This is a genomic window from Herbidospora sp. RD11066 (assembly GCF_054661255.1).
In genome coordinates this window covers 509,778-528,912 of the sequence record NZ_BAAGDO010000002.1, presented here as the reverse complement: position 1 = coordinate 528,912, position 19,135 = coordinate 509,778, and the positions used below count along the sequence as shown (strand labels likewise).

Annotated in this window: 17 protein-coding genes; 14 read left to right on the top strand and 3 right to left on the bottom strand. The window is 69.6% G+C overall.

Annotated features, from left to right (window positions below):
• Positions 1-35 precede the first annotated feature (35 nt).
• From ACYQ78_RS08980 to ACYQ78_RS08925, 12 genes are all read left to right on the top strand, one after another.
• Positions 36-1,301, top strand: coding sequence for a sugar ABC transporter substrate-binding protein (locus ACYQ78_RS08980; RefSeq protein WP_459800271.1), 1,266 nt, complete (start codon positions 36-38; stop codon positions 1,299-1,301).
• Positions 1,298-2,830, top strand: coding sequence for a sugar ABC transporter ATP-binding protein (locus ACYQ78_RS08975; protein ID WP_459800270.1), 1,533 nt, complete (start codon positions 1,298-1,300; stop codon positions 2,828-2,830). The genes ACYQ78_RS08980 and ACYQ78_RS08975 overlap by 4 nt, the downstream gene beginning before the upstream one ends.
• A 7-nt stretch (positions 2,831-2,837) precedes the next feature.
• Positions 2,838-3,812, top strand: a complete 975-nt coding sequence (locus tag ACYQ78_RS08970; RefSeq protein WP_459800269.1) for an ABC transporter permease — start codon at positions 2,838-2,840, stop codon at positions 3,810-3,812.
• Positions 3,809-4,645 carry a mycofactocin-coupled SDR family oxidoreductase gene (locus ACYQ78_RS08965; protein ID WP_459800268.1) on the top strand — a complete coding sequence of 279 codons (837 nt, stop codon included), beginning with the start codon at positions 3,809-3,811 and terminating at the stop codon, positions 4,643-4,645. Before ACYQ78_RS08970 ends, ACYQ78_RS08965 begins: the two co-directional genes overlap by 4 nt.
• A 23-nt stretch (positions 4,646-4,668) precedes the next feature.
• Positions 4,669-5,505, top strand: a complete 837-nt coding sequence (locus ACYQ78_RS08960; protein ID WP_459800267.1) for a mycofactocin-coupled SDR family oxidoreductase — start codon at positions 4,669-4,671, stop codon at positions 5,503-5,505.
• Positions 5,505-7,292, top strand: coding sequence for an AfsR/SARP family transcriptional regulator (locus ACYQ78_RS08955; protein ID WP_459800266.1), 1,788 nt, complete (start codon positions 5,505-5,507; stop codon positions 7,290-7,292). The genes ACYQ78_RS08960 and ACYQ78_RS08955 overlap by 1 nt, the downstream gene beginning before the upstream one ends.
• A gap of 65 nt (positions 7,293-7,357) precedes the next feature.
• Positions 7,358-8,209, top strand: coding sequence for an enoyl-CoA hydratase/isomerase family protein (locus ACYQ78_RS08950; protein WP_459800265.1), 852 nt, complete (start codon positions 7,358-7,360; stop codon positions 8,207-8,209).
• Between the two features lie 23 nt (positions 8,210-8,232).
• On the top strand, positions 8,233-9,006 hold the full coding sequence (locus ACYQ78_RS08945) for an SDR family NAD(P)-dependent oxidoreductase (RefSeq protein WP_459800264.1): 774 nt from the start codon (positions 8,233-8,235) through the stop codon (positions 9,004-9,006).
• A gap of 23 nt (positions 9,007-9,029) precedes the next feature.
• A complete protein-coding gene (locus ACYQ78_RS08940; protein ID WP_459800263.1) occupies positions 9,030-9,446 on the top strand; it encodes a VOC family protein in 417 nt (138 codons plus the stop codon).
• Complete coding sequence (locus ACYQ78_RS08935; RefSeq protein WP_459800262.1) at positions 9,446-10,432, top strand: fumarylacetoacetate hydrolase family protein; 987 nt, start codon at positions 9,446-9,448, stop codon at positions 10,430-10,432. Before ACYQ78_RS08940 ends, ACYQ78_RS08935 begins: the two co-directional genes overlap by 1 nt.
• Positions 10,429-13,107 carry an FAD-binding and (Fe-S)-binding domain-containing protein gene (locus ACYQ78_RS08930; RefSeq protein ID WP_459800261.1) on the top strand — a complete coding sequence of 893 codons (2,679 nt, stop codon included), beginning with the start codon at positions 10,429-10,431 and terminating at the stop codon, positions 13,105-13,107. Before ACYQ78_RS08935 ends, ACYQ78_RS08930 begins: the two co-directional genes overlap by 4 nt.
• Positions 13,107-13,448: a cupin domain-containing protein gene (locus ACYQ78_RS08925; protein WP_459800260.1), complete on the top strand. Its 342-nt coding sequence runs from the start codon at positions 13,107-13,109 to the stop codon at positions 13,446-13,448. The genes ACYQ78_RS08930 and ACYQ78_RS08925 overlap by 1 nt, the downstream gene beginning before the upstream one ends.
• On the opposite strand, the gene ACYQ78_RS08920 is transcribed toward ACYQ78_RS08925, so the two are convergent.
• Positions 13,429-14,115 carry a TetR family transcriptional regulator gene (locus tag ACYQ78_RS08920; protein WP_459800259.1) on the bottom strand — a complete coding sequence of 229 codons (687 nt, stop codon included), beginning with the start codon at positions 14,113-14,115 and terminating at the stop codon, positions 13,429-13,431. The two genes, ACYQ78_RS08925 and ACYQ78_RS08920, sit on opposite strands and share 20 nt — an antisense overlap.
• Positions 14,116-14,217: 102 nt before the next feature.
• Between ACYQ78_RS08920 and ACYQ78_RS08915 the strand changes: the two genes are divergently transcribed.
• On the top strand, positions 14,218-15,126 hold the full coding sequence (locus ACYQ78_RS08915) for an oxidoreductase (protein WP_459800258.1): 909 nt from the start codon (positions 14,218-14,220) through the stop codon (positions 15,124-15,126).
• Here ACYQ78_RS08915 and ACYQ78_RS08910 read toward each other — a convergent pair.
• Positions 15,123-15,689 carry a hypothetical protein gene (locus ACYQ78_RS08910; RefSeq protein WP_459800257.1) on the bottom strand — a complete coding sequence of 189 codons (567 nt, stop codon included), beginning with the start codon at positions 15,687-15,689 and terminating at the stop codon, positions 15,123-15,125. The two genes, ACYQ78_RS08915 and ACYQ78_RS08910, sit on opposite strands and share 4 nt — an antisense overlap.
• Before the next feature lie 91 nt (positions 15,690-15,780).
• Complete coding sequence (locus ACYQ78_RS08905) at positions 15,781-17,439, bottom strand: PQQ-dependent sugar dehydrogenase (protein WP_459800256.1); 1,659 nt, start codon at positions 17,437-17,439, stop codon at positions 15,781-15,783.
• Positions 17,440-17,660: 221 nt separating this feature from the next.
• Between ACYQ78_RS08905 and ACYQ78_RS08900 the strand changes: the two genes are divergently transcribed.
• The gene (locus ACYQ78_RS08900) at positions 17,661-19,097 is read left to right on the top strand and encodes a hypothetical protein (protein ID WP_459800255.1); all 1,437 of its coding nucleotides are present in this window, start codon (positions 17,661-17,663) and stop codon (positions 19,095-19,097) included.
• The last annotated feature ends 38 nt before the right edge of the window (positions 19,098-19,135 follow it).

Here is a 19,135-nt window from a genome sequence, read left to right as displayed (position 1 = left end):
GGACGAAAGTCATGCCTTCTCTCGAGTCCCGAATCGTGGACGTAGCTCAGAACGCGTATTTCCCCAGTCCGGTGTCACGGCGCGCCTTCCTGGCGGCCGCGGGCGCGGCCGGCATCGCCGTCAGCGTGGCCGCGTGCGGCGGCGCGGACCCGAAGCCGGCGGCGGCCGGTCCCGGTAGCCCGGGGGTCAAGCGCGACAAGTCCTGGTGTCTGGTGACGACCCTGACGAACGACTACTTCGTGGCCTTCGCCGACGGAGCGAAGCAGGCCATGCAGGGCCTCGGCGTCAGCATGGACGTGCTGGAGGACCAGGCGAACGTCAACACCGCCCTGAGCCAGATCGGCAACGTTCGGGCGGTCAGCGGAAAGTCGATCTTCGGTATCGCCGCCTCCGAGGCCGAGGCCGCGGCGGTGACGAAGGCCTGCGAGTCGGGCGGCATCCTGTGGGCCAACGCCTACACGGCGCCCGCCTGGTACACCCCCGCCGACTCCGACGCCTGGGTCCAGTTCATCACGCCCCAGTCGACCAAGATCGCCGAAGCGACCGCGCGGGCCCTGTTCGAGAAGGTCGGCGGTTCGGGCACCATCATCCACGTCCCCGGCCAGAAGGGCGCGTCGTCGGACGTCCAGCGCACGGCCGGCCTCCAGAAGGCGCTCGCCGACTACCCGGGCATCGAGATCGTCACGACCTCGCCCGGCAACTGGGTCGCCGAGGACGCGCGCAACGCCTTCAACAACGTCCTGCCCAAGGTGAAGGACTTCGTCGGGGTCTTCGCCCAGAATGATTCCGAGGCGGCGGGCGTGATCGCGGCGCTCGACGCCCAGAAGATCACCGGCAAGGTCGTCACCGGCTTCGACGGCAACCAGCAGAACGTCGAGTACATCGCCGACGGCAAGCAGCTGCTGACCAGCGCCACGGTCGGCGGGCTGACCGCGGGCCTTCTCGGCATCGCGGTCTTCGACGCCCTCAACGGCATCGAGTTCACCCTGCCGGAGCGCTTCCTGGCGCAGGGCGCGGTGATGGTCGACCCCGAGAACGCGTCCCAGGTGCTCAGCTCCGTGTACAAGAAGGAGCTGCCGTTCGACTGGGCGAAGATGAGCCGCGCGCTCAACCCGGACAGCTGGGACCCGCAGACGCTGCTGACCCCGATCGACCCGAAGCCCTACTTCGAAGGCTTCCCGCAGGAGGACTACCGGCTGAACCCGGCCTGGGAGAAGGTCGACTTCGCCGACGCGACGGCCAAGTACAAGGACGCCTTCAAGTCGGGCCCGCTCATGGCCTTCAAGGACGCGTTGGTGTGAACGAGCCCCAGCCGAGCGTGGTCATCCGCGGCGTGTCCAAGCGCTACGGAGTGGTTCACGCGCTCCGGGACGTGTCTCTCGAGGTGCGTCCCGGAGAGGTCCTCGGCCTCATCGGCGAGAACGGCGCCGGCAAGTCGACCCTGATCGGCGTGCTCAGCGGCACCGTCCGTCCCGACTCGGGGGAGATGACCGTGCGGGGCGAACCGGCGCCGGTCGGCGACCCCCGGGCGCTCCGCGCTCTGGGGATCTCCGTCCTCGTACAGGAGCAGGCGCTGGTCGACTCCCTGCGCGTGTTCGAGAACATCTTTCTCGGACGCGAGCGTGAGGTCGGCGGTGGCGGCCCGCTCGCCCGGCGGCGTCTGCGGGCCGAGGCGGAGAAGCTCCTCCTGGACCTGCACATCGGCGGCGTCGACGCCAACGACGTCGTCGCCAACCTCACCTATCCGCAACGGCAGCTGGTGGAGATCGCCAAGGCCTTCTCACAGGCGGACGCGAGCGCCACCGCGCCGATGATCCTTCTGGACGAGCCGACGAGCTCACTCACGGAGCACGAGGTCGAGATCCTCTTCGACCTGATCAAGCGGTGGCAGGACCGGGTGTCGTTCATCTTCGTCTCCCACATCCTCCAGGACGTCCTGCGGATCAGCACCCGTCTCCTCGTCCTCCGGGACGGAAGGACGGTCGAGACCCTCGCCAACGAGGGCATCTCGCCCGACCGCCTGCACGCGTTGATGGTCGGGGCGGAGCGCAGCTCGGACTACTACCACGAGAAAGAGCAGGCGGGGGCCCGCGACGCGGACCCCGTGCTCGAACTCAGCGGTGCCGGAGTGGAGGGTGAGTTCGCCGGGGTCGACCTCCGGCTGCGGCCGGGCGAGATCGTCGGCCTCGCCGGGGTGATCGGATCGGGCAAGTCGTCGGTGGCCGCCGCGGCCGCGGGTGAGTTGCGGCTGACCTCGGGCGAGCTGAAGGTGGCCGGGCGAACGCGCCGGCGCTGGTCGGTGCCGCGGGCCGTGGCCGCGGGTGTCGTGTACGTCCCCCCTGAGCGCGCGCACGACTCCGTCTTCCCGGTCAGTTCGGTCCGCGAGAACATCACCATCGGCATCCTCGACCTGTTGCGGGTGCCCTTCCTGCGGGTCCTCCGGCTGCGCGCGGAACGCACGCGTGCCGCCGAACTGCGTGACCGGCTCCAGATCAAGACGTCGTCCCTGTCGGCCCCGATCGGGGAACTGAGCGGCGGCAACCAGCAGAAGGCGGTGTTCGCGCGGTGGTACGACCGCGACACCACCGTCATGATCCTCAACGACCCGACCCGAGGGATCGACGTCGGCACCCGTGAGGAGATCTACGGCCTGGTCCGCGAGGCCGCGAACCGGGGGATCGCGATCCTGCTCTGCGGCGAGTCGCTCGAGGAACTCATCGGCATGTCCGACCGGATCCTGATCCTGCGTGACGGCGTCGTCAGCGCCGAGGTGCCGTCACCCGTCCATGCGAAACCCACTGAACTGGACCTCGTCCAGCTCATGATGTGAGGAAGAATTGAGTGCAGTAATAAGAGGTGTCGGCGTCCGGGATCTCCTTGAGCGATACCGGAACATCGCGGTCCCCCTCGTCGCCGTCGTGGTGGTCGTCGTGTACTTCCAATCACAGGCACCCGAATTCATCTCTGCCGGATCCGCGCAGAACATCCTTCGTCAGACCGCGTTCCTCTCGGTGTTGTCCCTGGCCGGGACGTTCGTGATCCTGATCGGCGGCATCGATCTCTCCGTCGCCGCCAACGCCACCCTGGCGGGCATCCTGATCGCGAGCTGGATCGACACCATGGGCGGGCTGCTGGCGATTCCGCTGGTGATCCTCATCGGCATGGCGGTCGGCCTGCTGAACGGGCTCGTCACGACCCGGCTCAGGGTGCCGTCGTTCCTGGTGACCCTCGGGGTGATGTCGATCCTCAACGGGCTCTCGAACACCATCTCCGACGGCGGGCCGGTCTCCTTCCAGTCGGGCGTCCTGCAGAGCCTGATCAACGACTCGACGATCCCGAACATCCCGAACGGCGCGCTGATCGCGTTCCTGCTGGTGGCGCTCGCGACGGGTGCCGCCTTCGCGACCTCGTTCGGCCGCCATGTCTACGCGGTCGGCGGCAACGAGCGCGCGGCGGCGCTCAGCGGGGTGCGGGTCCGGAGCGTCAAGATCGCGGTCTTCGCCCTCTCCGGGGGCTTCGCGGCGGTCGCCGGGATCATCTTCACCGGCCAGGCGAGCGTGGGCGTGCCCCTGGGCGCCGACCCGAGCCTGCTCAACTCGATCGCCGCGATCGTCGTCGGCGGCACCGCTCTGTCCGGGGGAGTGGGCGGGCCGCACCGCACGCTGCTCGGCGCTCTGGTGATCGTGCTGCTCAGTTCGGGCATGGACATCACGTCCGTCGGCCCCTACACCCAGCTGATCGTGAAGGGTGTCGTCGTGATCGCCGCGGTGGCCCTGACCATCGACCGCCGCCGCTACGGGGTGATCAAATGACGCCGGGCCGCCTGGCGGGCAGGGTCGCGCTCATCACCGGCGCCGCGCGCGGCCAGGGTCGTAGTCACGCCGTCCGGCTGGCCGAGGAGGGGGCGGCGATCATCGCGGTCGACGCCTGCCGGGACATCCCCGTGGTGCCCTACCCGCTCGGCACGCGCGAGGAGCTGGAAGAGACCGCCGCCGCCGTCAGGGCCGCCGGGGGCGAAGTGATCACGTTCGAAGCCGACGTCAGGGACTTCGCGGCGCTCGACGCCGCCGTCTCGGCGGGGGCCGGATACTTCGGGCGGCTCGACATCGTGTCCGCCAACGCGGGAGTCAACTCTCCGGGCGCGGTGCACGAGCTCACCGAGGAGCAGTGGACCACCGTCCTGGACGTCGACCTCAAGGGTGTCTGGCACTCGGTGAAGGCCGCGGTCCCGTTGATCATCGCCGGTGGCCGGGGCGGATCGATCGTCCTGACCAGCTCCGCCGCGGGGTTGAAGGGCTACCCGCACATCGCCCACTACACGGCGGCCAAATTCGGCGTCAACGGCCTGATGAAGACGCTGGCCCAGGAGCTCGCGGAGCACCACATCCGCGTCAACAGCGTCAACCCGACCCAGGTCGACACCCCGATGATCATGAACGGGCCGATGTACGAACTCTTCTGCCCCGACCTGGAGAACCCGGGCAGGGCCGAGTTCGCGCCGATCTCCCAGGCGATGCACACGCTTCCGATCCCGTGGCTCGACCCGGTCGACGTCAGCAACGCCGTCCTGTTCCTGGCCTCGGAGGAATCCCGCTACATCACCGGAGTGGCGCTGCCCATCGACGCGGGCGTCCTCATCAAATAGAGGCTCAAGCAAGGAGAAAGATCATGAGTGGACGTGTGGAAGGCAAGGTCGCCTTCATCACCGGAGCGGCCCGAGGGCAGGGCCGCAGTCACGCCGTGCGCCTGGCCGAGGAGGGCGCCGACATCATCGCGGTCGACGCACTCGTCGACATGGCCACCATTCGCTACCCGATGGCGACCCAGGCCGACATGGACGAGACCGTGCGCCTGGTCGAGGCGAAGGGCGGCCGGATCGTCACCGCGGTGGCGGACGTCCGTGACTTCGAGTCCCTCCAGGCTGCGGTCGCGGCGGGTGTCGCCGCCTTCGGCCGCATCGACATCGTGATCGCGAACGCCGGCGTGAACTCCTTCGGGTTCGGGGTGCACGAACTCCCGGACACCCATTGGGACGAGCTCATCGACATCAACCTGTCGGGTGTCTGGCGCACGGCCAAGGCCGTGATCCCCCAGATGATCGAGCAGGGTGACGGTGGCGCCATCGTGCTCACGTCGTCGGTCGCCGGAATCCGGTCCTACCCGGGTGTCGGCCACTACGTCGCGGCCAAGCACGGTGTGGTCGGCCTGATGAAGACCATGGCCCAGGAGCTGGCGCAGCACCACATCCGGGTGAACACGGTGAACCCGACCCAGGTCGACACCGACATGGTCCAGAACGAGGACATGTGGAAGCTGTTCAGCCCCCATCTCGAACACCCCACACGTGAGGACTTCGCCGTCGCGTCCGGCGACACCATCCTCTACCCGATCCCGTGGGTCGAGTCGATCGATGTGAGCAACGCGGTCCTCTTCCTCGTCTCCGACGAGGCGCGCTACATCACGGGCGTCGCCTTGCCGGTCGACGGGGGAGTGCTGGTGAAGTAGTGCTGGCCGCTCGGCTGAGGGTCGCCCTCGATCGGGAGGAGTTCGGAGTCGGAGCGGCCTGCGCCGACCTGCTCCTCGCGGAGGTCTCCCAGGTGACGGAACTCCCGCCGGACGTCGTCGCCTCGATGTCCTGGTGCCTGTTCGCCGTGGGAAGGATCGACGAGGCGGTGGACCTGCTCGACCGCGCCGGTTCCTCGCCCCCGACCGACGTGATGCGGTTCGCGATCGGGGTGGAGCTCGTCGACGACCCCACGCACTACCGCGACCGTCCGGCCGAGTCGGGCACCCCGTTCGACGCGATGCTCGCCCGGGTCGACCTGGCCCACGGCCGGTTCGACCGGGTCATCCATCTGGGTGAGACCAGCGCGGCGATCGAGGTCACCCGGTTCGGCGCGCTGGTCGGATCGGGGCGGCTGGACGAGGCCCGGCTCCACGAACCCGGCCGGCACCCCCGCGGGTGGACCCCGATCCGGCTGAGGAGCGAGTTCGCGGCGGAACGGGGCAGACCGGCGGACGCCTGGGCGCTGCTGCTGGAAGGGCGCCAGGACCTCCACCGTTCCGAGGCCGACCTCTTCCGGATGTTCGAGTTCCTCACCGAGGCGCGTCTCGCGCTCCGCTACGGACGGAACACGTCTCTCGCGGACGCGGCGTTGAACGCCGTGGAACACGAGCCGACCTCCGGCCGGCGGGTCCGCATCGTCGAACAGCTCCTCCTGTGGCGCGGTCTCATCGCCCTGATCGAGAACCGGCGTCAACGAGCGGTCACGCTGCTCCGCGAGGCCGTGGCGCTGATGCAGCGCTGGGACCGCCTGCTGTTCCTGCCCCGCGCCGCCGTCTACCTGGCCGAGGCCGAGTGGCGCTGCGGCAACGACGCCGCCGCGGACGACGCGGCCGCGCTGGCGATGCGGACGGCGGACGCCACCGGCACCCGGCACGAACTGCTCCAGGTCCTGCGCGAGTTCCCGGAGGTGCTGTCCCGGCGCCTCACCGTCGAGGAGTCGCCGCACGGTCCCTGGCGCGCGATGGGACGTGCTCTCCTGTCCGGTTCGCGACCGGCGGGCGTCGTCGACGCGGACGCCCTCCACGTCGTGGAGTTCGGCCGCCCGGCCCTCCGGGTCGGGAGCCGCCACTACGAGCTGCCGCTCGTCAAGTGCGTGGAACTCATGGCCTTCCTGGCCGGACATGACGGGCACGCGCGCAAGGACGCCGTGGTCACCGCGCTCTTCCCGAGCCGCAACAGCCCGTCGGCCTACTCCTACCTGCGAACCACGATCAGCAAGACCCGGACGAGCCTCGGCTCCCTGGGCGACCTCCTGACCAGCGGAAAGGACGAGATCTCCTGGGCCGGAGAGATCACCGGAGACTTCGCCCAGTTCACGGCCCAGGCCGTCCGCCTGGCGACGCTGGGCGGCGACGCGCGGCTGGCCGAGGCGCGGCGGGTGCTCGACGCGCTACCTCCGGGCGAGTACCTGCCGCTGGGCCGCTCCCCATGGGTCGCCTCCCGCCGGCGCGAGTGGGAGACGCTGGTGCTCGATCTCCGGCAGGCGTGCTCCGAGGCCGCCTTCGACGCCGCGCAGTACGCGCTGTGCGACGAGGTCGCGGGCGAGGTGCTCCGTGACGATCCGTTCCGGGAGGAGGCCTGGCAGCTCCGGATGAGGGCGGCGGCGGCGATCGGCCACGGTGATCGCGTCATCCGCCTGTACCGCGAGTGCGCGAAGGTCCTCGCCGAGATCGCCGCCACCCCCGCCGCGTCCACGCGACGGCTCCTGGTCAATCTCCGGCCGTGACCCGATTTCGCGGTTCTTTGCGCCGGGCCGACGACGATTCCCCCAACAACCCCTAAGGAGCCGACATGCCGCACAGCCGCACCTCGATGTACCGCACCCACCTCGACGACTACGCCGAGCGCTGGTCGGACTATTTCAAGTTCAAGCGCGAGAACGGGATTCTCGAAGTCGCGATGCACACGGACGGCAAGGAGGCCCAGTGGGACCTCGAACTGCACCGCGCGTTCATTCCCGCCTTCGCCGACATCCACCACGACCCCGAGAACGAGTGCATCATCCTCACGGGGACGGGCGACAGCTTCCTTGCCTCCTTCGACGAGTCGTCCTGGGACCGCAACGGCTTCCGTGAGCCCTTCGAGCACCGCCACGGCTACGACGTCTTCTACTTCGACCAGACCAAAGAGCCGTTCTCGCTGCTCAACCTGGAGATCCCGGTCATCGCCGCGGTCAACGGCCCGTTGCTGATCCACGCCGAGCTCGCCCTGCTGAACGACATCGTCATCGCCTCCGACACGGCCAGCTTCCGCGACACCCACTACACGGGCATGGGCATCGTCCCCGGCGACGGCGTCCACACGCTCTTCCGTGAGCTGCTGGGACACAACCGGGGCAAGTACTTCCTGCTCACCGGCCAGGAGATCGGCGCGCAGGAGGCTCTGCAGCTCGGTCTGGTGAGCGAGGTCGTGCCGCACGCCGAACTGCTCGACCGCGCCTGGGAGATCGCGCGGACGATCTTCATGGCCCGCAACCGCATCCAGCGGCGCGTCACGCGGTCGCTCCTCATCCAGCCGTGGCGTGAGCTGTTCACCAAGGAGCTCACCTTCGGCCAGGGCCTCGAATCGTGGGCGTGCCACGACTACTGGCCCATGGCGAAGGAAGCCGACTTCGACATCACTAATGTCAAGCAAGCCGACTGAACACACTAAGTGAGGTAGAGACGATGTCCAGATTCACCGGCAAGGTTGTCCTCATCACGGGAGCGGCACGCGGCCAGGGCGAAGCCGAGGCGCGGGCCTTCCACGCCGAAGGGGCGACCGTGGTGATCGTGGACGTGCTCGACGACCTCGGGAATGACGTCGTCGCCTCGCTGGGCGAGCGGGCGTGGTTCGCGCATCTCGACGTCACCAACGTCGATCAGTGGGCCGCGCTCGCGCGCCGGATCGAGCAGGACCACGGCCGCCTGGACGTGCTGGTCAACAACGCCGGGGTCGCCTTCCGGCACGGGATCGAGGCGACCTCGGTCGACGACTGGAACCGGGTCATGGCGATCAACGTCACGGGACCGTTCCTCGGGATGAAGCACCTGGTCCCGTTGATGAAGGCGAACGGCGGGGCGATCGTGAACATCGCCTCGATGGCCGGCCTGACCGGACACCACACGTCGGCCTACTCGGCGAGCAAGTGGGCGCTCCGTGGTCTCACCAAGACGGCGGCGCTCGAGTTCGCGCGGTTCGGCGTGCGGGTGAACGCGGTCAACCCGGGTCTCATCGAGACCCCGATCGTCCCCGGGGACACGGCGTTCCCCGAGGCGGTCATCAGCCTGACCCCGCTGGCGCGCACGGGATATCCGATCGACGTCCAGGAGCTCGTGATGTTCCTCGCCAGCGACGCGGCCGGGTTCATCACCGGAGAGGACTTCACCGTCGACGGCGGGCTGACCTCGACCGGCGTGTTCCACGAGATCGCCAGGCGCGTCGCCGACACACCCCATTGAGTTTTCCGAACGAGAAGGCGATCATGGCGAACTTCCACCATGTGAACATCCGTCCCCAAGATCCGGCCGCCAGCCTGCGCTTCTACCGGGCGCTGGGGATCGACGTCGTCGGCTGCATGCGGATGCCGGGAATGCACACGATCTACCTCGGGTCGCCGGGTGACTCCTCGGTCGTCGAGCTGTCCGTCAAGGAGGAGGCCGACCCGAACTGGTCGACCGCCACCGGGAGCGGGCACTTCGCCTTCACCGTCACCGACCTGCACGGCGCCGTCGCCCGGCTCGAAGGGATGGGGATCCGGCCGGAGGGTCCGCCGTTCCACCCGGGTGGCCGCCCGGAGGTGCTGGTCGCCTTCTTCGGCGATCCCGACGGGAACCGGGTCGAGCTCATCGACGGCGCTTTCCCCGTCCCCCAGGACGACCTCCCCGAATACGCACGCTGATGTACCTCGCACGCAGGAAGGTGGCGGCTCCGGACGGGCCGGACCATCGGATCATCGTCTCCAGCGATCCCGGATCCGGTCTCTGGAGCGACGTCCGGACGGTGGCCCGCCTCCGTCTGGAGCGCGGCGGTGCGACGGCCACCGCCGCGGCGCAACTCGCCGCGGCGGCCGTGCCGGCGAGCATGACCGCCGCGCTGGAACTCGGGGACGCTTTCTGGGACAGCGCGCGGCACGCCCTGGAGAGCACATCGGGCGACGGCCTCGTGGCCGATCCGGTTCTGGGCTGTCCCGTCGACCCCGCCTACTTCCGTGACTTCATGGTCTTCGAGGAGCATTTCTCCTCGGGCTACAAGTGGCAAGGCAAGGAAGTCCCGCGGGTCCTGTACGACTTCCCGATCTCCTACATGGGGAACGCCTCCGCCGTGTTCGGCCCCGGCGACACGATTCCCTGCCCGGGTTACACCGACGAACTCGACATCGAACTCGAACTCGGCATCGTCCTCGCGCGGACCGCACGGGACGTCCGGCCCGACACGGCGCTCGACTGCGTGGCCGGAGTGACGATCCTGAACGACTTCAGCGCACGCGACATCCAGCGAGAGGAGATGGCCGCGCTTCTGGGGCCGTCCAAGGGGAAGCACTTCGCCACCGCGATCGGACCGTGGATCGCGACGCTCGACGAGATCCCCGAGTCCGGCCTGCGCATGCGTGCCGTCGTCGACGGCGAGGAGTGGACCGACGCGAACAGCGGCGAGATGATCTGGGACCTCGCGGAGATCGTGGCCTGGGCCAGTTCCGGCGAGGTGGTCCCGCCCGGCGCGGTCCTCGGTACGGGTACCTGCAACGGCGGCTCCGGGCTCGAGATCGGGAAACGGCTGAAGCCGGGAAGCCGGGTCCGCCTCGACGTCGACCGGCTCGGGCGGCTCGAGAACCGAATCGGCCTGCCCGCCGAGGTCTGGCGCCCGGCGTCAAAGTACCGATCATGAAAGCCCTCCGGGACGAGATGCTGGCTGCCGGGATCGCCGGCGCCACCACCGGCGCGGTGGAGCGGATCGCGATCGCGCGGGACGCCTCGCACTATCTGCTCCGGCCGCGCCTGGTCGCGCGCCCGGAGACCGCCCAGCAGGTGGCCGACGCGCTGAGACTGAGCGGCCGGCACGGGGCGGCCGTCACCTTCCGGTCGGGCGGCACGAGCCTCAGCGGCCAGGCCTCCACCGACCAGGTGCTGCTCGACACCCGGCGGCACTTCAGGAAGATCGAGGTCCACGACGAGGGCGCGCGCGTGACCGTCGAACCGGGAGCCACCCTCAGGCAGGTCAACGCACGGCTGGCCCGCCACGGCAGGCGGCTCGGGCCCGATCCGGCGAGCGAGATCGCCTGCACGATCGGCGGCGTCATCGCCAACAACGCCAGCGGCATGACGTGCGGAACGACCCAGAACGCCTACGCGACGATCGAGAGCGCGATCGTCGTCCTGCCGAGCGGCACGATCATCGACACCGCCGCGGAAGGCGCCCTCGATCGGCTGCACGACCTCGAACCGGGCCTGTACACGGGCCTCTGCGCGCTCCGCGACGGTCTGCGCTCCGACCCCGCGACCGTGGACCAGATCACCCGGGCTTTCGCGATCAAGAACACGATGGGGTACGGCCTCAACTCCTTCGTCGACCACGACAGCGTGCTCGACATCCTGCTCCACCTCCTGGTCGGCAGCGAGGGCACGCTCGGCTTCGTGGCCAGGGCGACCTTCCGGACGGTCAAGGTCAAGCCGCACCTCGCGACCGGCCTCCTGCTCCTCGACGACCTGGACGAAGCGGTCGCGCTCCTGCCTCGCCTGGTGGAGTCGGGCCCGAGCGCCGTGGAGCTCATGGACGCGCGGTCGCTGGCGGTCGCCCAGACCTTCCCCGCGGTTCCCGGCGTCGTCCGGGACCTCGACGTCGTGAGGCACGCCGCGCTCCTCGTCGAGTACGGCGCCGACAGCGAGGACGAGCTGCGCCATCTCGGAATACCGCTGGTGGGTGGCGCGGAGCGTGCGGCGCTCTGGAAGATGCGAAAGGACCTCTACGCGACGGTGGCCGGCGCGCGCGCCCAGGGAACGACCGCGTTGCTCGAAGACATCGCCGTGCCCATGGACCGGCTCGGAACCGCCTGTTCGGCGCTGCAGGATCTGTTCGCGACCCACGGTTACCAGGACAGCGTCGTCTTCGGCCACGCCAAGGACGGCAACCTGCACTTCATGCTGAACGAGTCGTTCTCGGACGGCGTACCGCGACGCTACGAGCGGTTCACCGAAGAGCTGGTGGACCTGGTGCTCTCGCTGGGCGGCACCCTCAAAGCCGAACACGGCACCGGCCGCATGATGACCCCGTTCGTCGAGCGCCAGTACGGCCCGGGACTCTACGAGGCCATGCGTACCGTGAAGCATCTCTTCGACCCGGCCCGCGTCCTCAACCCGGGGATCATCGTCGGCGACGATCCCGGGATCCACCTCCGCAGCATCAAGCCGAGCGCCGACGCGGACCCCATCGTCGGAAAGTGCGTCGACTGCGGGTTCTGCGAGCCCGTCTGCCCGAGCCAGGACCTCACGGTCACCCCTCGCCAGCGGATCGCCCTGCACCGCGACCTCTCCCGAGGCGACCGCGCCCTGGCGCGCTATCAGCTGGTCGACACCTGCGCGGTCGACGGGATGTGCGGCGTCGCCTGCCCCGTCGGCATCAACACGGGTGACCTCGTCAAAGAGCTGCGCGCGCAGGACGCGGGCAGGGCGACCTCGCTTTTCTGGCGTTTGGCGGCCCGCCACTGGCGGGGGTTCGTGACCCTCGCCCGCGTCGCGCTGAGCGTCTCGACCCGGCTGCCGAGGTCGGCGCTCCTGGCCGTGAACCGGGTCGCCCGGAGGGCGTTCGGCGCTGCCAACGTGCCTCTGTGGTCGCCTGACCTGCCGCGCGGTGGGCGCAGTCGTCGTACGGGACGGGCGGCGGGTGAGGCCGACGCCGTCTTCTTCCCGAGCTGCACCAACTCGATCTTCGGGCCTGCGGAGGGCGTCAGTAATGCGTTCCGGGCTCTGTGTGAGCGTGCCGGAGTCATCCTCGACACCCCCTCGAAGATCGACTCCCTGTGCTGCGCCACCCCTTGGTCGTCGAAGGGACTGACGTCCGGGCACGAGTCGATGACCGCTCGTCTGCAGCACGTGCTGAACGACCGGGACAAGCCGATTGTTGTCGACGCGACGTCGTGCACCGAGGGGCTGAAGCGCGTCCTCGGAGACGCTCCGGTGGTCGACGTCCTCCAGTTCACTCGTGACGTCCTGGTGCCGCGCTTGAAGATCGACCGCCGGTTCCGGTCGATGGTCGTCCATCCGACCTGCTCCTCGACGCGACTGGGCCTCGACCCGACGCTCCTCGACCTCTGCTCCCTCGTCGCCGACGAGGTGACCGTCCCCGACGAATGGCGCTGCTGTGGGTTCGCCGGTGACCGCGGCCTGCTCTTCCCGGAACTGACCGCTTCCGCCTCTCGGCGAGAGGCGGAAGCGGCCAATTTTCTGGATGCGGAGGTGTACGTCTCCACGAACCGGACGTGCGAGATCGGTATGTCCCGCGCCACCGGCCGGAACTACGTGCACGTGGTCGAACTCTTGGAATCATGCACTCGGGAGGAAACGTGATGGCGGATGTCACCGTCCGCAGGGCCGGCTCCGGTCGTGCGATCGATCCGCCCCTGCACTTCGACGTCTCGCCGGTCCAGGTTCTCGGGCTCGACGACGACGCCTGCCCGTGGGCGGTGGTCCGATCGACCTACCACGTCGGCGGAACGGCCGCGTGGGCGAAGGTCGCCGTCGACACCGTGTACGTCGTGCTCTCCGGCGACCTGAACCTCACGCTGCAGAACGCCGAACATCACCTGTCCGCCGGTGACACCGTCCACGTCGCCGCCGGGACGTTCCGGTCGCTCACCAACACGGGGCAGGAGGCGGCGCAGGTCCTCGTCATCCGTCCGCGGCAGTGATTCGTCGGCGGGTGAGCATGCCCGCCACCAGCGTGGCCAGGAGTTCCCGCAGGTCGGCGGGGAGGTCCATGCGCATCGCGGCGAGCGACGGGTCGGCCTCGTAGGCGGCGAGCACCGCCTGCGACGGCCGGGAGTGGGTCCAGATCGCGCCGATCGACATGATCATCGCCGCGCACAGCCGGTCGGCTCCGACTTCCAGTTCGGGCAGGTGGAGGCGGGTCAGCGCCGCGAGGTCACCGACGTTGGCGAGGGCCGCGTGCTTGTAGCGGGCGGCCACCTGCGGTGAGACGTTGTGCTCCAGGACGCCGGCCTGAGCGCTGAACAGGTCGCAGAGGATCTCGCGTCCGATCACGGAGGCGGCGAGCACGGCGGCGAACTGCTCGCCGCGCACCTCCACCGGCGCCGACCGGTCGACACCCGCGGCGAGCTGCGCCGACAGGTCGATGGTCCACTGCTTCCAGGCGCGGTCGAGCAGTTCGAGCAGAACCGCCTCGCGGGACTCGAAATAGCGCAGGACGTTGGACTTGGCCAGGCCCACCCGGCGGCTCAGTTCGTTGAGGCTGACCTCGCCGACCGGCATCTCCCCGAGCATCGCCACGGCCGTGTCCAGGATCACCTGTCGCCGGATGGTCCGCTGCTCCTCACTGCGGGCGCGCTGGAACGTCACCCCCCGATATTACAGACCACCGGCCCTTTGACATCAGACCGTCGGTACTTTACGGTTCTGGCAGCCGAAGAGACCGGCGGTACGAAATAGGGAAGGATCACTATGGCCGCGTTCGACGTGCCGTCCCAGGTGGGCAGGTTCGCGCTGGTCACCGGTGCCAACAGCGGCATCGGCTACCAGACCTCGCTCGCCCTGGCCCGCGCCGGGGCCACGGTCTGGCTCGCCGGTCGCGACCTCGCCAAGATCGAGACGGCCCGCGAGACGATCACCCGCGACATCCCCTTCGCCCGGACCCGCGCGCTCCGCCTGGACCTGGCCGACCTCACCTCGATCGCCGAGGCCGCGCGGACCCTCGTGTCCGGCGGCGAGCCGCTCGACCTGCTCGTCAACAACGCCGGCGTCATGGCCGTCCCCGAGCGGCGCCTCACCGCAGACGGTTTCGAGCTGACCTTCGGCACCAACCACCTCGGGCACTTCGCGCTCACCGGACGTCTCCTGCCCGCGCTCCTGCGCCCCGCCCGATCACGGGTCGTCACCGTCAGCGCGATGGCGGCCCGGCTCAGGGGCATCACCTTCGACGACCCGCAGAGCGAGCGCGACTACGCCCCCATGCGCGCCTACGCCAAATCGAAGCTCGCCAACGTGATCTTCACCCGGGAACTGGCCCGGCGCGCCGCGGGAACGGGCCTCGCCGCCATCGCCGTCCACCCGGGCACCAGCATGACCGAAATCCAGCGCCACACCTCCCGCCTGCTCCGGATCATCGCCGACTTCGCCATAGAGCGCTTCATCGGCCACACCCCCGAACAGGCCGTCCTCCCGACCCTGTACGCCGCCACCCGCCCCGACGTGAAACCCGGCGACTTCTTCGCCCCCACGGGACGCTGGGAACTCCGCGGCGCCCCCGGCCCCGTCTCCCTGCCGCCCGCGGCGACGGACGACACCACCGCCGCCGCGCTCTGGCACCTGTCGGAGCAGGCCACCGGCCTGCGTTACGAGTTCGCCGACTAGTACGCGCACTGCACGACGACGTCGTCCAGTGCGACCTCGGCGAAGTAGGGCCCGTTGCTTCTGGCCACCAGGGCGAACCGCACCACCACGTCGGGACGCTGCGCGGTCCAGCTCACCGAGTGGAAGGTCCACGACCCCGAAGAGGTCACCTTCTTCAACGCGAGGTACGTCCACGTGGACGGGTTGATCACCTCGACGTTCAGCTGGGGTCTCTGGTCGTTCAGCCGGGCCCAGACGCCCGCGGTGCACGTGCTCCCCGGATGGGTCACCACGGGCGTGAGCCGGATGGTCCGCCCGATCGCACACCAGTCGGGGACGTAGGAGACCTTGAAGTTGGCGACCCCCGTCCCGGTACGCGGCGTCCACAGGGTGCTGGTGTAGTTGGGCCCCCCGCAGAAGCCCTCCGCCTCCCACGACCACCGGGACTCCGGGTTCGTACTGGGCTCGAACCCATCGGTGAGCTGCCAGATCCCGGCGGACGCCGGCCCGGCCGGGGCCAGCGTCACCGCGGCGGCCACGGTGACCGCGACGAGCGCGCGGGACAACCTCGAACGTAAGCGCATGAGCCCAGTGTGGGAGTGACGTGAGGGCCTGTGGACCCTGGTCTTTCCCGCCCTGGACCCTAGGTCGTCGGCGCTCACGGAAGCCGCGACGCTATCTGGCCGTGCAGGTGATGGGCGACGGAGTCGTGACATTTCCACCGGCCCAGCCGACCGCGAACGGGATCGTCACCGAACCGCCCGGCGGCAGTCCGCTGCTCTGGGTGAAGGTCACGGTCGCTCCTGGCGGGTTGTAGCCGCCCAGCTGAAGGTAGGTCAGCCCGTTGGGAACCTTGAAACTGACGGTCCACGAGGTGATGGGCAACGTTCCCGTGTTGCGCACCGTCAGTTCGCCCCAGGAGGCCGTCGACCACTGGAGAAAGAACCGGACCGTCGCTTCGCAGGAGCGCGTACCCGCGGACGGCGACGGACTGGGCGACGGACTGGGCGAGGGGCTCGGCGAAGGGCTCGGCGAATGGCTGGGTGACGGGCTGGGTGACGGTGATGGCGATGGACTAGGGGACGGTGAGGGGCATGGCGATGGGCTGGGCGATGGGCTGGGAGACGGCGACGGACTAGGTGACGGTGAGGGGCTCGGTGATGGTGAAGGGCTGGACGAAGGGGAAGGGCATGGGTCGGGGCCGCCCGGTGACGGGCTCGCCGAAGGGGAGGTCCCCGGGCCGGAGGGTGAGGGCGACGGGCCGGAGGGGCCGACGGGCGGGATGCGGATGATCAGGTCGTCGCCGGGGCCCGGTGTTCCCCTGCCGTCGCGGTTGCTCGTGGTCACCCAGAGCCAGCCGTCCGGGCCGACCGTCACGGTGCGCAGCCGGCCCAGCATTCCCTCCAGCTCGGCCACCGGCGTGCCCACCCTGTTGCCGCCGCTGACCGGCACCGTCCACAAGCGCTTTCCGGCGAGGGCCGCGGCGAAGAGCGTGTTGTTGGCGTACGCCAGGCCGCTGGGGGACGCCTCGGTGCCGATCCAGGTCGCGATGGGGTTGGTGAAGCTCGGGCTGCTGCACACGCCCTCGCAGGCAGGCCAGCCGTAGTTGTGTCCTGGCCGGATGTGGTTGATCTCGTCTGTGAGGTTCTGGCCGAACTCCGTGGCGTAGAGCCGACCGGCCTCGTCCCAGGCGAGCCCCTGAACGTTGCTGTGGCCGTAGCTGTAGACCGGTGAGCCGGAGAACGGGTTGTCCGTGGGGACCGCGCCGTCGCGGGTGATGCGGAGGATCTTGCCGGCGAGGTTCGAGCTCTGGGCGTTCGCGGGGTAGCCGGCGTCGCCTGTGGCCACGTAGAGCATGCCGTCGGGGCCGAACGCGATGCGCCCGCCGTTGCGGTACTGGCCCCGGGGGATGCCGGGGACGATCACCTGCTGGATCTGCGGCGTGCCGAGCCGGAACCGGATCACCCGGTTGTCGGAGGCGGAGCTGATGTACGCGTACACCCATTGGTCCTGCGCGTACGTGGGAGAGATCGCGATGCCGAGCAGGCCCCCCTCGCCTGTGGGGTACACGTTCGGGACCGTCGCCGCGTACACGGGCGAGGTGCCGGGACGCACCCGCGCGATGATCGCGGTGTCGCGTTCGGAGACGAGGGCGCTGCCGTCGGGGAGGAAGGCCAAACCCCACGGCACCCGCAGCCCCACCGCGGCGACCTGTGCCCGGGAGAAGTCGAACCCGCCTGTACCAGCGGCGGCGGGCTGGGTCACGACGAGCGCCGTGGCGGCGATCACGGCGCACAGGATGACGGAAAGTGCCGAGGACAGGTGCTTGGGCATCACACGCTCCCGGGCGGGACGGGGCTACCGGCTCGTCCCCATGGAAAACGCCGTCCGCGCCCGGGGCAATCATTGGGCGCGTGCCCGCTCGCCGATCTGCGCGTATGCCGCCGGGACGCGAAACTTTCACCGCCTGACCGGCGCATCGGTGATCACACGATCCGGTTCCAGAGTGATCACGAGGTCTCGGATCCCGGCGGCATGTCGGTTTCCCTGGGGGAGTGCGACGAACCTGGCCGTTGAGCCGTGCCTCGTGGATCGGCCATCCGCTGACCGTGGTGGCCCTGGTCGTGCTCGTCGTCAACGACCACCTGCTGAAGTACACCTGGCCCGGTTTCGTCACCGGCAAGCTCAGCGACGTCGCCGGGCTCATCGTCCTGCCGCCCCTGCTCGGCCTGGTCATCGGCCGGCCGCTTCCGGCGATCGCGATCACCGGGATCGGGTTCACCCTGGTCAAGGCCTCCGAGACCGGCGCCTGGCTGGCCTCGGAGGCGTGGTCGCTGGCCTGGGGGCCGTCGCTGATCCGCGCCGACCTCACCGACCTGCTCGCTTTACCCGCCCTGTACGTCGCATGGCACGCCGCCAGGCACCCGGTCCCCGCCGGGAGGACCGTGGTCATCCTGCTGACCCCGGCCGCCGTCCTCGCGATCACGGCGACCGGCCCGGAGATCCCGTACGTGCCGCCCATCGCCTTCGCCACCGAGGTGCGCGACGGCGGGATCATCGCCCATGTCGGGAACGACGGCGAATACAACCGGCCGAGGCATTTCATCACCCGCGACGGGCTCAGCTGGGAGGAGTGGGAGGGCGCGGTCACCCCCATCCCGGCGTCCACTTCCTGCGCCGACGACCGGTGCTTCCGGATCGTCCCCGGGCGGCTGAAGGTCGAGGAGTCGAGGGCGAACGGGCCCTGGACGACGGCGTGGGAGCTCTCCCCGGAAGTACAGGACCGGCTGGTCAGGGCCTATCCGCCCGACCTGCCGCAGGACGTCCAGCCGGTCGAGTCGCTCAGTGTCTCGGCGATCCCCGGCGTGGTCGTCGTCGCCAACGGGGCCGACGGGGTCGCGGTCCGCGACGCCGCCGGGACCTGGCGCCGGGTCGGCATCAAGGACTACGAACTCGACCCGTCCGCGACCGTGTCCGTGGACGCGCCCGGCCTCTACAGCGATCTGCTCCCCAAGAACGCGCTGCTCATCGGGATCGTGGCCGGGCTGTTCGCGCTCGGCACGGGCGTGCGTTCCATCGGGTTCACCGCCGGTGTGGCGGTCGGCTGGGTCGCCGCGTGGTACTGGCTGGCTCCCCGTCAGGAGTTCTTCGACCTTCTGACGGGAGGCTACCCCCCGTTGTACCCGCCTCCCGTGTTGCTGCTGGCCCTGTTCGTCCTGCCGGCGACGGCCTTCGTCCTGATGGCGTTCTTCGCCGTCATGGCCCGGCCGCCGGCGTGGATCTGGCTGGTCGCTCCGGTCACGACCGGGCTGGTCTGGCTGGTGATCATCGCGCCGTTCGAGGCCTGGAGCGCCGGGTGGATCCCCACGTACGCCCAGGCCAGCGTCGTGGCCGTGGTGCTGGCCACCGTCGTCGGGACCATGGCGGCCGTGGCCACGGCGCGATATTCAACCCCGCGGCCCCGTTTCATCGGCACCTGGCCCAGCCTCTGAGCCTGGTCGAACCCAGCGCAACGGAAAATCGATCACCT

Bases quoted from the DNA above. Each gene is read 5' to 3' on its own strand.
- ACYQ78_RS08925 (WP_459800260.1), top strand. From the start codon at position 13,107: ATGGCGGATGTCACCGTCCGCAGGGCCGGCTCCGGTCGTGCGATCGAT.
- ACYQ78_RS08950 (WP_459800265.1), top strand. From the start codon at position 7,358: ATGCCGCACAGCCGCACCTCGATGTACCGCACCCACCTCGACGACTAC.
- ACYQ78_RS08960 (WP_459800267.1), top strand. From the start codon at position 4,669: ATGAGTGGACGTGTGGAAGGCAAGGTCGCCTTCATCACCGGAGCGGCC.
- ACYQ78_RS08935 (WP_459800262.1), top strand. From the start codon at position 9,446: ATGTACCTCGCACGCAGGAAGGTGGCGGCTCCGGACGGGCCGGACCAT.
- ACYQ78_RS08915 (WP_459800258.1), top strand. From the start codon at position 14,218: ATGGCCGCGTTCGACGTGCCGTCCCAGGTGGGCAGGTTCGCGCTGGTC.
- ACYQ78_RS08940 (WP_459800263.1), top strand. From the start codon at position 9,030: ATGGCGAACTTCCACCATGTGAACATCCGTCCCCAAGATCCGGCCGCC.
- ACYQ78_RS08910 (WP_459800257.1), bottom strand. From the start codon at position 15,689: ATGCGCTTACGTTCGAGGTTGTCCCGCGCGCTCGTCGCGGTCACCGTG.
- ACYQ78_RS08965 (WP_459800268.1), top strand. From the start codon at position 3,809: ATGACGCCGGGCCGCCTGGCGGGCAGGGTCGCGCTCATCACCGGCGCC.
- ACYQ78_RS08905 (WP_459800256.1), bottom strand. From the start codon at position 17,439: ATGCCCAAGCACCTGTCCTCGGCACTTTCCGTCATCCTGTGCGCCGTG.
- ACYQ78_RS08930 (WP_459800261.1), top strand. From the start codon at position 10,429: ATGAAAGCCCTCCGGGACGAGATGCTGGCTGCCGGGATCGCCGGCGCC.
- ACYQ78_RS08945 (WP_459800264.1), top strand. From the start codon at position 8,233: ATGTCCAGATTCACCGGCAAGGTTGTCCTCATCACGGGAGCGGCACGC.